At 73.6% G+C, this 12,069-nt stretch carries 12 protein-coding genes; 6 read left to right on the plus strand and 6 right to left on the minus strand.

Going from position 1 to position 12,069, the window contains the following annotated elements:
* Positions 1-149: 149 nt before the first annotated feature.
* Positions 150-749, minus strand: a complete 600-nt coding sequence (locus ACNAVT_RS31290; RefSeq protein WP_416301566.1) for a class I SAM-dependent methyltransferase — start codon at positions 747-749, stop codon at positions 150-152.
* Between the two features lie 130 nt (positions 750-879).
* Here ACNAVT_RS31290 and ACNAVT_RS31295 point away from each other — a divergent pair, with 130 nt between their 5' ends.
* The 3 genes from ACNAVT_RS31295 (at position 880) to ACNAVT_RS31305 (ending at position 3,566) form a co-directional block, all read left to right on the plus strand.
* Complete coding sequence (locus tag ACNAVT_RS31295) at positions 880-2,055, plus strand: sensor histidine kinase (RefSeq protein WP_416301569.1); 1,176 nt, start codon at positions 880-882, stop codon at positions 2,053-2,055.
* Positions 2,052-2,750, plus strand: a complete 699-nt coding sequence (locus tag ACNAVT_RS31300; protein WP_416301570.1) for a response regulator — start codon at positions 2,052-2,054, stop codon at positions 2,748-2,750. The genes ACNAVT_RS31295 and ACNAVT_RS31300 overlap by 4 nt, the downstream gene beginning before the upstream one ends.
* A gap of 81 nt (positions 2,751-2,831) precedes the next feature.
* Positions 2,832-3,566, plus strand: a complete 735-nt coding sequence (locus ACNAVT_RS31305) for a DedA family protein (RefSeq protein ID WP_416301572.1) — start codon at positions 2,832-2,834, stop codon at positions 3,564-3,566.
* Positions 3,567-3,602: 36 nt separating this feature from the next.
* Here ACNAVT_RS31305 and ACNAVT_RS31310 read toward each other — a convergent pair whose 3' ends face one another.
* Both ACNAVT_RS31310 and ACNAVT_RS31315 read right to left on the minus strand, forming a co-directional pair.
* Complete coding sequence (locus ACNAVT_RS31310) at positions 3,603-4,001, minus strand: VOC family protein (protein WP_416301586.1); 399 nt, start codon at positions 3,999-4,001, stop codon at positions 3,603-3,605.
* On the minus strand, positions 3,998-4,570 hold the full coding sequence (locus ACNAVT_RS31315) for a cob(I)yrinic acid a,c-diamide adenosyltransferase (protein ID WP_416301574.1): 573 nt from the start codon (positions 4,568-4,570) through the stop codon (positions 3,998-4,000). Before ACNAVT_RS31315 ends, ACNAVT_RS31310 begins: the two co-directional genes overlap by 4 nt.
* On the opposite strand from ACNAVT_RS31315, the gene murA reads away from it, so the two are divergent.
* On the plus strand, positions 4,569-6,008 hold the full coding sequence (gene murA / locus ACNAVT_RS31320; RefSeq protein WP_416301575.1) for a UDP-N-acetylglucosamine 1-carboxyvinyltransferase: 1,440 nt from the start codon (positions 4,569-4,571) through the stop codon (positions 6,006-6,008). The two genes, ACNAVT_RS31315 and murA, sit on opposite strands and share 2 nt — an antisense overlap.
* Before the next feature lie 71 nt (positions 6,009-6,079).
* A complete protein-coding gene (locus ACNAVT_RS31325) occupies positions 6,080-6,928 on the plus strand; it encodes a 3-hydroxyacyl-CoA dehydrogenase family protein (protein ID WP_416301577.1) in 849 nt (282 codons plus the stop codon).
* Between the two features lie 38 nt (positions 6,929-6,966).
* Here ACNAVT_RS31325 and ACNAVT_RS31330 read toward each other — a convergent pair whose 3' ends face one another.
* From ACNAVT_RS31330 to ACNAVT_RS31340, 3 genes are all read right to left on the minus strand, one after another.
* The gene (locus ACNAVT_RS31330) at positions 6,967-7,779 is read right to left on the minus strand and encodes an alpha/beta hydrolase (RefSeq protein ID WP_416301579.1); all 813 of its coding nucleotides are present in this window, start codon (positions 7,777-7,779) and stop codon (positions 6,967-6,969) included.
* Between the two features lie 72 nt (positions 7,780-7,851).
* Positions 7,852-8,697, minus strand: coding sequence for an ABC transporter permease (locus tag ACNAVT_RS31335; protein WP_416301580.1), 846 nt, complete (start codon positions 8,695-8,697; stop codon positions 7,852-7,854).
* Complete coding sequence (locus ACNAVT_RS31340; RefSeq protein ID WP_416301582.1) at positions 8,697-9,542, minus strand: ABC transporter ATP-binding protein; 846 nt, start codon at positions 9,540-9,542, stop codon at positions 8,697-8,699. Before ACNAVT_RS31340 ends, ACNAVT_RS31335 begins: the two co-directional genes overlap by 1 nt.
* Before the next feature lie 151 nt (positions 9,543-9,693).
* On the opposite strand from ACNAVT_RS31340, the gene ACNAVT_RS31345 reads away from it, so the two are divergent.
* Positions 9,694-11,700, plus strand: coding sequence for a protein meaA (locus tag ACNAVT_RS31345; RefSeq protein WP_416301584.1), 2,007 nt, complete (start codon positions 9,694-9,696; stop codon positions 11,698-11,700).
* Positions 11,701-12,069 lie beyond the last annotated feature (369 nt).

Here is a 12,069-nt window from a genome sequence, read left to right on the forward strand (position 1 = left end):
GCCCAGTGGGAGCAGCAGGCCGCTGACCTGGTCGCCCACTACTGGAACAGCTGACAACACAGGTGAGCAGCATGAGCACCGCCGCTGGCCGGCACCCCGAGACGTGGGGTGCCGGCCAGCGGCGTCTGCGGAGCCGCCGACGGGCGGAGTCAGGACCAGCGGTGGAGCGGGCGGCGGCAGTGGTAGACCAGGGCCGGCGGCAGGTTGGCCCAGACGGTTCGGCCCAGGGTCACCTCGTCGAACACCCCGGTCAGCAGCCGGTGGAAGCGTCGGGCCGGGCGGGTCGGCAGCGCGTGCCGGTAGGCGAAGGTGGTGAAGACCCCGCCCGCGGCGAGCGCCCCGACCACCGCGTCGAGGATCGCCCGCTGTCGTCCGGCGGGAAAGACGGCCCAGGGCAACCCGCTGACCACCACGTCGGCGGGTGCCAGCCGGCGTTCCGCCAGCAACTCCCCGAGTGCGGCGGCGTCGGCCCGTACCACCTCGACGGTCGGGTGCCGGCGGGCCAGGCCGGTGGCGAAGGCCGGGTTGAGCTCGACCGCCAGGTGGTGGCCTCGGCCGGCCAGCCGCCGCTGGATCGCCCGGGTGAACACGCCGGTCCCGGGGCCGAGCTCGACCACCAGCGGATGTCCCGCCCGCGGCACCGCCGCCGTGATGTCCTGGGCCAGCGTCGACCCGCTGGGCAGCACCGCGCCGGTCGTGAGCGGGTGCCGGACGAACTGGGTGAGGAAGGTCGGCGCATCGCTGATCACGCCGGCTGACGCTAGGCGCGGGACAGCTGGGCGGACCTCGTGCCGGCGGTCGGCGTACCGGCCACCTGGAGGAGGTCCGGCGGCCGATGGGAGGGCCGCCGGCGGCGCGGCTCCTCGTATGGTTGGCCAGGTGACGGGTGGGTGGCGCGGCTGGTGGCGGGAGTTGCTGCTCGGGCTGGCCGCGGCCGGACTCGGCCTGGCGAGCACCTGGGCGGCCCGGCCCGGGGTGGCCCGCCAGGAGTGGGCGTCGGTCTTCGCCGTCCTCGCCGGGCTCGCCCTGGTGGCCGTACGGAGGTGGCCCTGGCCGGTGCTGCTCGCCGAGTCGGCGCTGATGGCCGTCGGCGGCGCGGTGACGCTGGCCGGTGGGGGCGTCCCGCAGCTCGCCGGGGCGGTCGCGCTGGGCTACGTCGCGTACTCGTGCGGCCGGTCCGCGACGGCGGCGGCGTACGCCCTCTACCTCGGGGTGACGCTGGTCGACGCCCTGCACCACGGCGCCGCGGCAGTCCTCTCCGGCGGCACCGGGGTGATCCGCCTGGTCATCCTGGCCGCGGTCGTCGCCGCACCGGTGGCGTTCGGTCGGTACCTGCGCGGAATGCGGCAGGCCGCGACGGCGGCCGAGGAACGCGCCCGGGTGCTGGAGGAGCGCCGCGCGGCGGAGACCCGGGCCGCACGCCTCGCCGAGCGGGCGGGTATCGCCCGGGACCTGCACGACATCGTGGCCCACCACATCGCGGCGATCGCCCTGCGCGCCGGAGCGGCCCGGTACGCCGTGCAGCACACCGGCCGCACCGACGAGGCGGTGTCCGCCCTCGGCGAGCTGCGCGACACGGCCGGACAGGTGCTGGACGAGCTGCGGGAACTGCTGGAGGTGCTCCGGGACCCGGAGGCGGTCGAGCCAGCCGACCCGCAGGTGGAGCCGGAGCAGGTGATCCGGGACGTCGCCCGGCGAATCCGTGAGGCGGGCGTGGCGGTCCAGGTGACCGGGTCGTCCGCGCTGGCCCGGGTGCCGCTGGTGGTGGGGACGACGGCCGCGCGGGTGGTGCAGGAGGCGCTGACCAACACCCTCAAGCACGCCGGCCCCGGGACGATCGCCTCGGTGGACGTCCGGGGGATCGACGGTGAGCTGCTGCTGGAAGTGCTGGACAGCGGACCGGTCCGGCCGCGCCCCGCGCTGCCCGCGTCCGGGTACGGGCTGAGCGGAATGCGGGAGCGGGTCGGCCTGCTCGGTGGAACGCTCACCGCGACGGCCACGGACAGCGGTGGCTGGCGGGTGCGGGCCCGGCTGCCGATCAGGGAGAACACATGATCAGGGTGCTCGTGGTCGACGACCAGACGCTCGTCCGCGCCGGGGTCGGCCTGCTGCTGCGTACGGCAGGTGGTTTCGAGGTGGTGGGCGAGGCGGGGGACGGCCACGACGCGGTACGCCTCGCCGAGCGGCTGCGGCCGGACGTGATCCTGATGGACCTGCGGATGCCCAGGATGGACGGCATCGAGGCGACCCGGCGGATCCTGGACCGGCAGCCGTCCGCCCGGGTGCTGGTGCTGACCACCTTTGCCGACGACGTCAACGTGTACGGCGCGCTCGGCGCCGGCGCGATCGGCTACCTGGTGAAGGACGGCGCCCCGGAGGAGCTGATCGACGCGGTACGCCGGGCGGCGCGGGGGGAGGCACTGCTGGCGCCCCCGGTGCTGGCCCGCGTCCTGCGCCGGGCGCTCGCTGCCCACGACCGGGAACGGCGGTCCCACCCGGACGGGCGCGCCGCAGCCCGCCGACTGCTCAGCGCCCGGGAGCGGGAGGTGCTGGCGTTGGTCGGGGCCGGGCTGTCGAACGCGGAGATCGGCTCGCGGCTGCACCTGGGGGTGACCACCGTGAAGACGCATGTGTCGGCCGCGATGGAGAAGCTGGACCTGCGTAATCGGGTGCAGGCGGCGGTGCTGGCGCACCGGCTCGGCCTGGTCGACGACGACTTCAACCCCGTGCCGGGTGCGGGGGAGCCCTAGGGAGACGGCCGGCCACCCGGAGGAGCCGGGCCGGCCGGCGGGAGGACGGCGACGCCGCCCCGGCGCGGCACGCTGATTGACGTGACTCTCCTGGATTCCCTGCTGGACCGGCTCGGCAGCCTGCCGCCGGGTTACGTCCTGCTGGCCGCCGCGGCCGTGCTCGCCGCCGAGGTGGGCCTGCTGGCCGGCGTGGTGCTGCCGGCCGCCACCACCATGCTGACGGTCGGCCTGCTGGCCCGGGCCGGACGGCTCGACCTGGGCGTCGCGCTCGCCGTCACCACGCTCGCCGCGTTCGCCGGGGACCAGCTCGGCTACCTGGAGGGCCGGCTGCTCGGCCCCCGGCTGCGGCGTGGCCGGCTGGGCCGGTGGGTGGGGGAGCGCCGTTGGCAGCGGGCCGAGAGCCTGATCGCCGCGCGGGGCGGACCGGCGGTGCTGCTCGGCCGGTGGACCGCGTTCGTCCGCACCCTGGTGCCCCGGGTGGCCGGGGCGGCCGGGCTGCCGTACCGCCGGTTCGTGCTCTTCGACGGGCTGGCGGTGCTGGTCTGGGTGCCGGGGACGGTGCTGCTGGGCTGGGCCGTCGGCGCGACGCCGACCGCGTTGCCGGCCGCCGCGGGGGTGCTGGTCGTCGCGGCGGTCGCCCTCGCGGTCGGCCGCCACCGGTTCCGGGTACGCCGGCCGCGCCGCCCACGCCCGGCGCGGGCCTGCCCCGGGCCGGCCCCGGGCCGCCGCCGGCCGACCGGCTGGCGGGGTGGCTCCCGCCGGCCCGGCGCCGGCCAGAGCGCCCCGGCCCGCCGTGGCGCCCTGGACCGGTCCTGAGGTTTCGCAGGGGTGCGGACGGCCCGGAACGGCTGGTCAGTCGAGCTCCGCGACCAGTTCCACCTCATACCCCTGCCCGTCGGACAGGTAGGCGGCGTACGTGTCCGGGCCGCCGGCGTGCGGGTGGCGGTCCGGGAAGAGCAGCTCCCAGCCGTGTGCCGGCGCGGCCGAGACCAGCCGGTCCACGGCGGGCGGCGGGCCGGCGTGGAAGGCCAGGTGGTTGAGGCCCGGCGCGAGCCGGTCGTGCACCCGCCCGCTCAACGCCGGGGACTCCTCCAGGACCAGGTACGTCGGGCCGAGTCGCCAGGACCGTCCCGCCGGCCAGTCCTGGTACGGCGTCCAGCCCAGCTCGCCGAGCAGCCAGCCCCAGCTGTGGCGGGCGGCGGCGAGATCGGGCACCCAGACCTCGACGTGGTGCAGTGCGCCGGCGGTCAGCGCTTACCGCCGGGCACCCATAGCACATCTCCGTTCGGATTTGCCGTTCTTGACAGGATAAAGAGCAGATCCGAGAGCCTGTTGAGATACTTTGCCGGAAGGGGGCTGGTCCGGTCCGGGTCGTGCGCGACCAGGGCCCATGCCGCACGCTCGGCGCGTCGGGCGACCGTCCGAGCCACGTGCAGCAGCGCCGCGCCTGCGGTGCCGCCGGGGAGGATGAAGGAGTCGAGCTTGGTCAGGCGCGCGTTGTACTCGTCGCACCAGCCCTCGAGGCGCTCCACGTACTCCTCGGTGACCCGCAGCGGCGGGTACGCCGGGTTCGGCTCCACCGGGGTCGCCAGGTCGGCGCCGACGTCGAACATGTCGTTCTGGATCGACTCCAGCACTGCCCGCAGCTCGTCGTCGAGCTGCCCCAGGGCGAGCGCGACGCCGATCGCCGCGTTGCACTCGTCGACGTCGGCGTACGCGGCGATCCGCGGATCCGTCTTCGGTACCTGCTCGTTGTTGCTCAGCCTGGTCATGCCGGCGTCGCCGGCCTTGGTGTAGATGCGCGTGAGGTGGACGGCCATGACGCACAGCCTACGGATACCGGACCTGAACATCCCGGCGCGGCCGGGCCAGACCGGCTGGTCGCCCGGCGTCGGGCCGGGCGACGCCGGGGATCCGGCGGTCAGCGACGTCGACGTCATCCGGGTGCACGGTGAGGCCCGGCTGGCGGGCACGGTCCACGTGGTCGGGGCGAAGAACTCGGCGCTCAAACTGATGGCTGCCGCGCTGCTCGCCCCGGGGCGCAGCGTGATCACGAACGTCCCGCGGATCACCGACATCGCCATCATGGGGGAGGTGTTGCGCCGGCTCGGCTGCGGCGTACGGTTCGCCGCCGACGATCCGGTCGACCCGATGGTGGCCCGGGGCGGGGTGGAACGCTCCCGGTCGGTCGTCATCGACGTACCGGAGCGGCCCGGCGCGGAGGCCGACTACGACCTGGTCCGCCGGTTGCGCGCGTCGATCTGCGTGCTCGGCCCGCTGCTGGCCCGCCGGGGGTACGTGCGGGTGGCCCACCCGGGCGGGGACGCCATCGGCTCGCGTGGCCTGGACATGCACATCGCCGGGCTGACCCGGATGGGCGCGGACATCTCCGGCGAGCACGGCTTCGTGATCGCCGAGGCCCCGGACGGGCTGCACGGCGCGGACATCGTGCTGGACTTCCCGAGCGTCGGCGCGACGGAGAACCTGGTGATGGCGGCGGTGTTGGCGCGAGGCACCACGACGATCGACAACGCGGCCCGGGAGCCGGAGATCGTCGACATCTGCTCGATGCTGATCCGAATGGGGGCCCGGATCGAGGGGGAGGGCACCTCCACCCTGCACATCGTCGGGGTGCCCGAGCTGCATCCGGTCCGGCACGCCACGGTGGGGGACCGGATCGTCGCCGGCACCTGGGCGTTCGCCGCCGCGATGACCCGCGGGGACGTCACCGTGACCGGCATCGACCCGGCGTATCTGGAAGTCGCGCTGGACAAGCTGATCTCGGCCGGCGGCCTGGTGGAGACGCGGGGCGGCGCCTTCCGGGTACGCATGGACGACCGCCCCGCCGCCGTCGACGTGGTGACCCTGCCCTACCCGGGCTTCGCCACCGACCTGCTGCCGATGGCGATCGGGCTGGCCGCGGTGAGTGACGGCGCGTCCCTGATCACCGAGAACATCTTCGACGGCCGGTTCATGTTCGCCAACGAGATGATGCGGCTCGGCGCGGACATCAAGACGGACGGCCACCACGCGCTGGTCTGCGGTCGCGACCGCCTCTCCGGCGCCCCGGTACGCGCCACCGACATCCGGGCCGGTGCCGGTCTGATCATCGCCGGGCTGTGCGCCGACGGGGTCACCGAGGTCTCCCACGTGCACCACGTCGCCCGCGGTTACCCGGACTTCGTCGCTGACCTGAGGGCGCTCGGCGTGGCGGTGGAACGGGGCACCGCGCCCGAGGAGCCCGACCTCGCCATCTGAGGGCCTTAGCGCTCGTTCAGGCTCGCCGACTAGGGTGCTGGCAGACACTCAACCAGGCGAGGGAGAAGCAGATGTCGGGTCGACTCGCGGTCGTCGGTGCCGGGCTGATGGGCTCGGGCATCGCCCAGGTGGCGGCGCAGGCGGGCTGGGAGGTGACGCTGCGGGACCTGGACGACGCGGCCACCCGGCGGGGCGTCGACGGCATCCGGAAGTCGCTGGAGAAGTTCGCCGAGAAGGGGAAGATCGAGGCGTCCGAGGTCGAGGCGACCCTGGCCCGGATCACCCCGACCACCGAGCTGGAGGCGGCGGCCGACGCGGACATCGTGGTCGAGGCGGTCTTCGAGAAGATCGAGATCAAGCACGAGGTGTTCCGCGCACTGGACAAGATCTGCAAGTCCGACGCGATCCTGGCCACCAACACCTCGGCCATCCCGGTCACCCAGATCGCCACCGCCACCGAGCGCCCCGAGTCGGTCGTCGGCACCCACTTCTTCTCCCCGGTGCCGATGATGAAGCTCTGCGAGCTGGTCCGGGGCTACAAGACCAGTGACGAGACGCTGGCCACGGCGAAGGCGTTCGCCGAGGGAATCGGCAAGACCGTGGTGGTGGTCAACCGGGACATCGCGGGCTTCGTCACCACCCGGCTGATCTGCGCCCTCGCGATGGAGGCGGTCAAGCTGGTCGAGTCCGGCGTGATCTCGGCCGAGGACCTGGACACCGCGTGCAAGCTCGGCTTCGGCCACGCGATGGGCCCGCTGGCGACGGTCGACCTGACCGGCGTGGATGTGCTGCTCAACGCGACGAAGAACATCTACACCGACACCGCCGACGAGAAGTTCTTCCCGCCGGAGCTGCTCCAGCGCATGGCGACCGCCGGCGACCTGGGCCGCAAGACCGGCAAGGGCTTCTACGCGTACTGAGCGCCCGGTGGTGTCCCCGGCCGAGGCGGCCGGGGACGTCACGCTGCCGGGGGCGGGGTGAGAGCCGTGCCCAACAGGGCGAACGCGTCGGGGATGACGGTGCCCCAGTAGCCGAAGTCGTGCCGGCCGTCGGTCCACTCGGCGCGTACGGGGGGCTCCGGCAGCGCCCGGGCCAGCGCGCGGACGTCCTCGAGGAAGTTGTCCTGCCGGCCGCACCAGAGGCCGACCGGGGTGCCGCGCAGCCGGCCGACGTCGGCGAAGACCGCGTCGCCGCGGCGTACCGCGGGGGAGAAGGCGGCCACCGCGCGCAACCAGCCCGGGTACGTCTCGGCGAGCAGCAGCGCGCCGAAGCCTCCCATCGACCAGCCCCAGGCGGCCAGCCGGGAGGTGTCGAAGCCGCGCTGGGCGCACCAGGCGGGCAGCTCCTCGCGCACCATCCGCTGCGGGTCGTCGTCGCCGGAGCGGCGCCAGGCGAGCCGGCCGCCGGTCGCCCCGGCGAGCACGAAGGGCGGGGTCCCGCGGTGTACCGCGTCGGTGAGGAAGCGGGCCAGCCCGAACCGGCCGTAGTCGCGGGGCGTGGCCGAGGCACCGTGCAGCACCAGGCAGACGGGCAGCCCCTTCCCGTCGCCGTACCCGGCGGGAACGGCGGTCCAGAAGTCCACCTCCCGGCCGCGGGCTCCGGAGGTGATGGGGACCAGGCGCTCGTCTCCGGCCGGGGCGTCGGGTACCGCGGGCATCGGCCGGGACCGGGGGCGGGACAGTTTCCGGGCCGTGAGGCCGCCGACCGCGGCAGCACCCGCCGCGACGGCGCCGGCCACCAGCAGCCGGCGCCGGTTCAGTCCGTGAGCCATGCCGGCGAGTGTCGCACCCTCGGTGCCAGGCGGGGGCCCCTGTTGCGCGCCGCCGGGGCCCTGCCGCGCCGCTCAGCCGTCGCGCTTGGTGGTCCAGCGGAACGTGGTCAGGCAGAGGGCCAGGCCGATCACGCACCAGAGCCCGAGCATCAGGGCGACCCGGCCCAGCTCGAACGAGCCGCCCGGCTCCTGCCCGCCGAAGCTGTCCGGCAGGAAGACCGACCGCAGCCCCTGGCACATCCACTTCAGCGGGAAGAGCGCGGCGACCTGCTGCATCCAGTTCGGCAGGCTGGTGAAGAGGAAGAACACCCCGGAGATGAACTGGAGGACCAGCGCCACCGGGGTGACCACGGCCGAGCCGCTGCGGGCGGTCCGCGCCAGCGAGGAGATGGCGATGCCGCAGAGGGTGCAGGCGGTGACGCCGAGCGCGGCGACCCAGCCGAAGGTGAGCCACTTCGCGGCGGTGCCGGGCAGCTTCAGGTCGAACAGCAGCACGGCGACGACCAGCAGCAGTGCGGTCTCGGCGACGCCGATCGCCACCACCATGATCACCTTGCCGGCGAAGTACACCCATTTCGGCATCGGGGTGCCCCGGTAGCGCTTCAGCACGCCCCGGTCCCGCTCGATCGGGATCCAGATGCCGAGGTTCTGGAAGCTCACCGTCATCAGGCCGGTCGCGATCATGCCGGTGACGAAGTACTGCGTGAACTTCACCCCGCCACCGATCTCGCCGTCGAAGATCGAGGCGAAGATCAGGATCATGATGATCGGGAAACCCATCGTGAAGACGACGGACTCCCGGCTGCGCAGGAACTGAGTGATCTCCATCCGACCCTGGCGCAGCGCGAGCGCGCCCGGCCCGAGCCGCCGGGCAGCGGGGGCGGCGACCGGGGCCGCCGGCTTCGTGGTGGTCGTCATCAGTGTCCGATCATCTTGAGGTAGACGTCTTCCAGGGTCGGCCGGGTCACCGTGAGGCCCGGGACCTCGCCACCGAAGCGCGCGGCCAGTTCCGCGACCAGCGCCGTCGGCGTCGCGCTCTCCACACTCTCCAGCGTCCCGTCCGGGGTACGCCAGGTGACCGTCGCCAGGGCCTCCTGCCGGTTGCCCAGCCGGTTCGGCGGGGCCACCTCCACCACCCGCCCGGCGGCGATCACGCCGACCCGGTCGGCGAGCGCCTCGGCCTCGTCCAGGTAGTGCGTGGTCAGCACGATGGTGGTGCCGGCCGCGGCCAGGTCCCGGATCAGCTCCCAGAACTCGCGCCGTGCCTCCGGGTCGAACCCGGTGGTCGGTTCGTCGAGGAAGAGCAGCTCGGGACGGCCGATGATGCCCAGCGCCACGTCGAGGCGGCGCTTCTGCCCGCCGGAGAGGGTGTGCGTTCGGGCCTTTGCCTTGGCGCCCAGCCCGACCCGTTCGATCACCTTGTCCGGGTCGTCGGTGCCGGGATAGAAGCCGGCGAAGTGCCGGACCACCTCGGCCACGGTCAGCTCGTCGAACTCGCCGGTGCCCTGCAGCACGACGCCGACCCGGGCGCGCCAGTCCGGGCCCGCGTGGAGCGGGTCGCTGCCGAGCACCCGTACCTCGCCGGCGTCGCGGTGCCGGTAGCCCTCCAGGATCTCCACCGTGGTGGTCTTGCCCGCGCCATTCGGGCCGAGCAGGGCGAACACCTCGCCCCGGTGGACGTCGAGGTCCACGCCCGCCACCGCGACGTTGTCGCCGTACGCCTTGCGCAGCCCCCGTACGGAGATCGCCAGCTCGTCATCCATGCCGTCCAGTGTGCGTCTCCGCCGTACCCGGCGGCGGCGCGGGGTGTGGTGGTGTCCGCCATCTCGCGTCGCTCGTACCCGGGGATCCCCTCCATGGACGTGTGTGGTTTTCCACAGCCCGATCTACTGAACGGTAACTTAAACTCCCGTCATGGACGAGAAGGCTCCCTCGGGGCGGTTGCCGGAGCGCGACCGGCCCTGGGTGATGCGCACCTACGCCGGGCACTCCTCCGCCGCGGCCACCAACGCGCTCTTCCGCCGCAACCTGGCGAAGGGGCAGACCGGTCTCTCGGTCGCCTTCGACCTGCCCACCCAGACCGGGTACGACCCGGACCACGAGCTGGCCGCCGGCGAGGTGGGGCGGGTGGGCGTGCCGGTGGCGCATCTCGGCGACATGCGGGCACTCTTCGACGGCATCCCGCTGGCCGAGATGAACACCTCGATGACCATCAACGCGCCGGCCATGTGGTTGCTCGGCCTCTACGGCACGGTCGCCGTCGAGCAGGGCGCAGAGCTGGCTCACTGCGCCGGCACCACGCAGAACGACATCATCAAGGAGTACCTGTCCCGGGGGACGTACATCTTCCCGCCGGCCGCGTCGCTGCGGCTGACCGCGGACGTCATCGCCTACACGCTGCGCGAGATGCCGAGGTGGAATCCGGTCAACATCTGCTCGTACCACCTGCAGGAGGCGGGCGCCACGCCGGTGCAGGAGGTCGGCATGGCCCTGGCCACCGCGGTCGCCGTGCTCGACGCGGTACGCGACTCCGGCCAGGTGCCCGCCGCGCGGATGGGCGACGTCGTGCAGCGGATCTCCTTCTTCGTCAACGCCGGGGTGCGCTTCGTCGAGGAGATCGCCAAGATGCGCGCGTTCGGCGCGCTCTGGGACGAGATCACCCACGACCGGTACGGCGTGCCGGACCCGAAGCAACGGCGTTTCCGGTACGGGGTCCAGGTCAACTCGCTCGGCCTCACCGAGGCCCAGCCGGAGAACAACGTCCAGCGCATCGTGCTGGAGATGCTCGGCGTCACCCTCTCCCGCGACGCCCGCGCTCGCGCGGTGCAGCTGCCCGCCTGGAACGAGGCGCTCGGGCTGCCCCGCCCCTGGGACCAGCAGTGGTCGCTGCGGATGCAGCAGGTGCTGGCGTACGAGTCGGACCTGCTGGAGCACCCGGACCTGTTCGAGGGTTCGCACGTGATGGCCGCGCTGGTCGAGGACATCGTCTCCGGCGCCCGGGTCGAGCTGGAGAAGGTGCTGGAGATGGGTGGCGTGGTGGCCGCCGTGGAGACCGGCTACCTCAAGAGCGCCCTGGTCGCCTCGCTCGCCGACCGCCGTCGGCGGATGGAGGCCGGCGCCGACGTGGTGGTGGGCGTCAACCAGTTCACCGGGACCGAGCCGTCACCGTTGACCGCGGCCGGCGCGCAGGCGGTCGAACAGGTCGACCCGACCGTCGAGGCGGCCGCCGCCGACGCCGTACGCGAGTGGCGGACCGGCCGGGACGCCGCGACGGTCGACGCGGCACTGGCCCGGCTGCGCGCGGACGCCGCGACCACGACCAACCTGATGCCCGCCACGCTCGAATGCGTGCGGGCCGGGGCCACCACCGGCGAGTGGGCCGGCGCGCTGCGCCAGGTCTTCGGCGAGTACCGGGCCCCGACGGGCCTCGCGGGCGGTGCCGGGGCCGGTGGGGACGTGCGCCTCGCGGCGGTCCGCGCGCGGGTCGCCGTCACCGCACGCGAGCTGGGCAGCGGCCGGCTGCGGCTGCTGGTCGGCAAGCCCGGCCTGGACGGGCACTCCAACGGCGCGGAGCAGATCGCGGTACGCGCCCGCGACGCCGGCTTCGAGGTGGTCTACCAGGGCATCCGGCTGACCGCCGGGCAGATCGTGGCCGCCGCCGTCGAGGAGGACGTGGACCTGGTCGGCCTCTCGGTGCTGTCCGGTTCGCACCTGGCCGCCGTGCCGGCCGTGCTGGACGGGCTGCGCGCCGCCGGCCGGGGCGACCTGCCCGTGGTGGTCGGCGGCATCATCCCCCCGGGTGACGCGGAATCGCTGCGGGCCGCCGGCGTGGTCCGGGTCTTCACCCCGAAGGACTTCGCCCTCACCGGCATCATCGACGACCTCGTCACCGTGATCCGCGAGGCCAACGGCCTCCCCTGACCCACGTTCCCTTTGCTCCGGGGCCGTCCGTACGCCGGGCTGGATGTTTCGCCCTCATTCACGGAAATAGTGGCCTCCCGTCGCGTTGAGGCCACTGTTTCTAGGAAGTTGTGCGGATCTCGCATCGGGTGTGGGTCGCCTGGGGCGGGTGTCCGGTTTGCGGGTGTGGCGGGCGGCATCCTCAGCCTGGAATGGTGGGCGGCCGGGGGTGGTTGAACACGGGTGCACGGCCGAGGAGGACACCCGGCCCGGTGGCGGGGTGTGGGCCCGGAATGATGTCGGGCTGTCGGTCGTTGTACATGGTCCCGGCGCCGCGAAGAGGCGATCTCGCCCCGCGGGTCAGTCGGTTGAAGACTTTTCCCCCTTTGC

Origin of the sequence: Micromonospora sp. SL4-19 (genome assembly GCF_047921475.1) — a bacterium.
In the GTDB taxonomy this organism is placed as follows: Bacteria; Actinomycetota; Actinomycetes; order Mycobacteriales; family Micromonosporaceae; genus Micromonospora.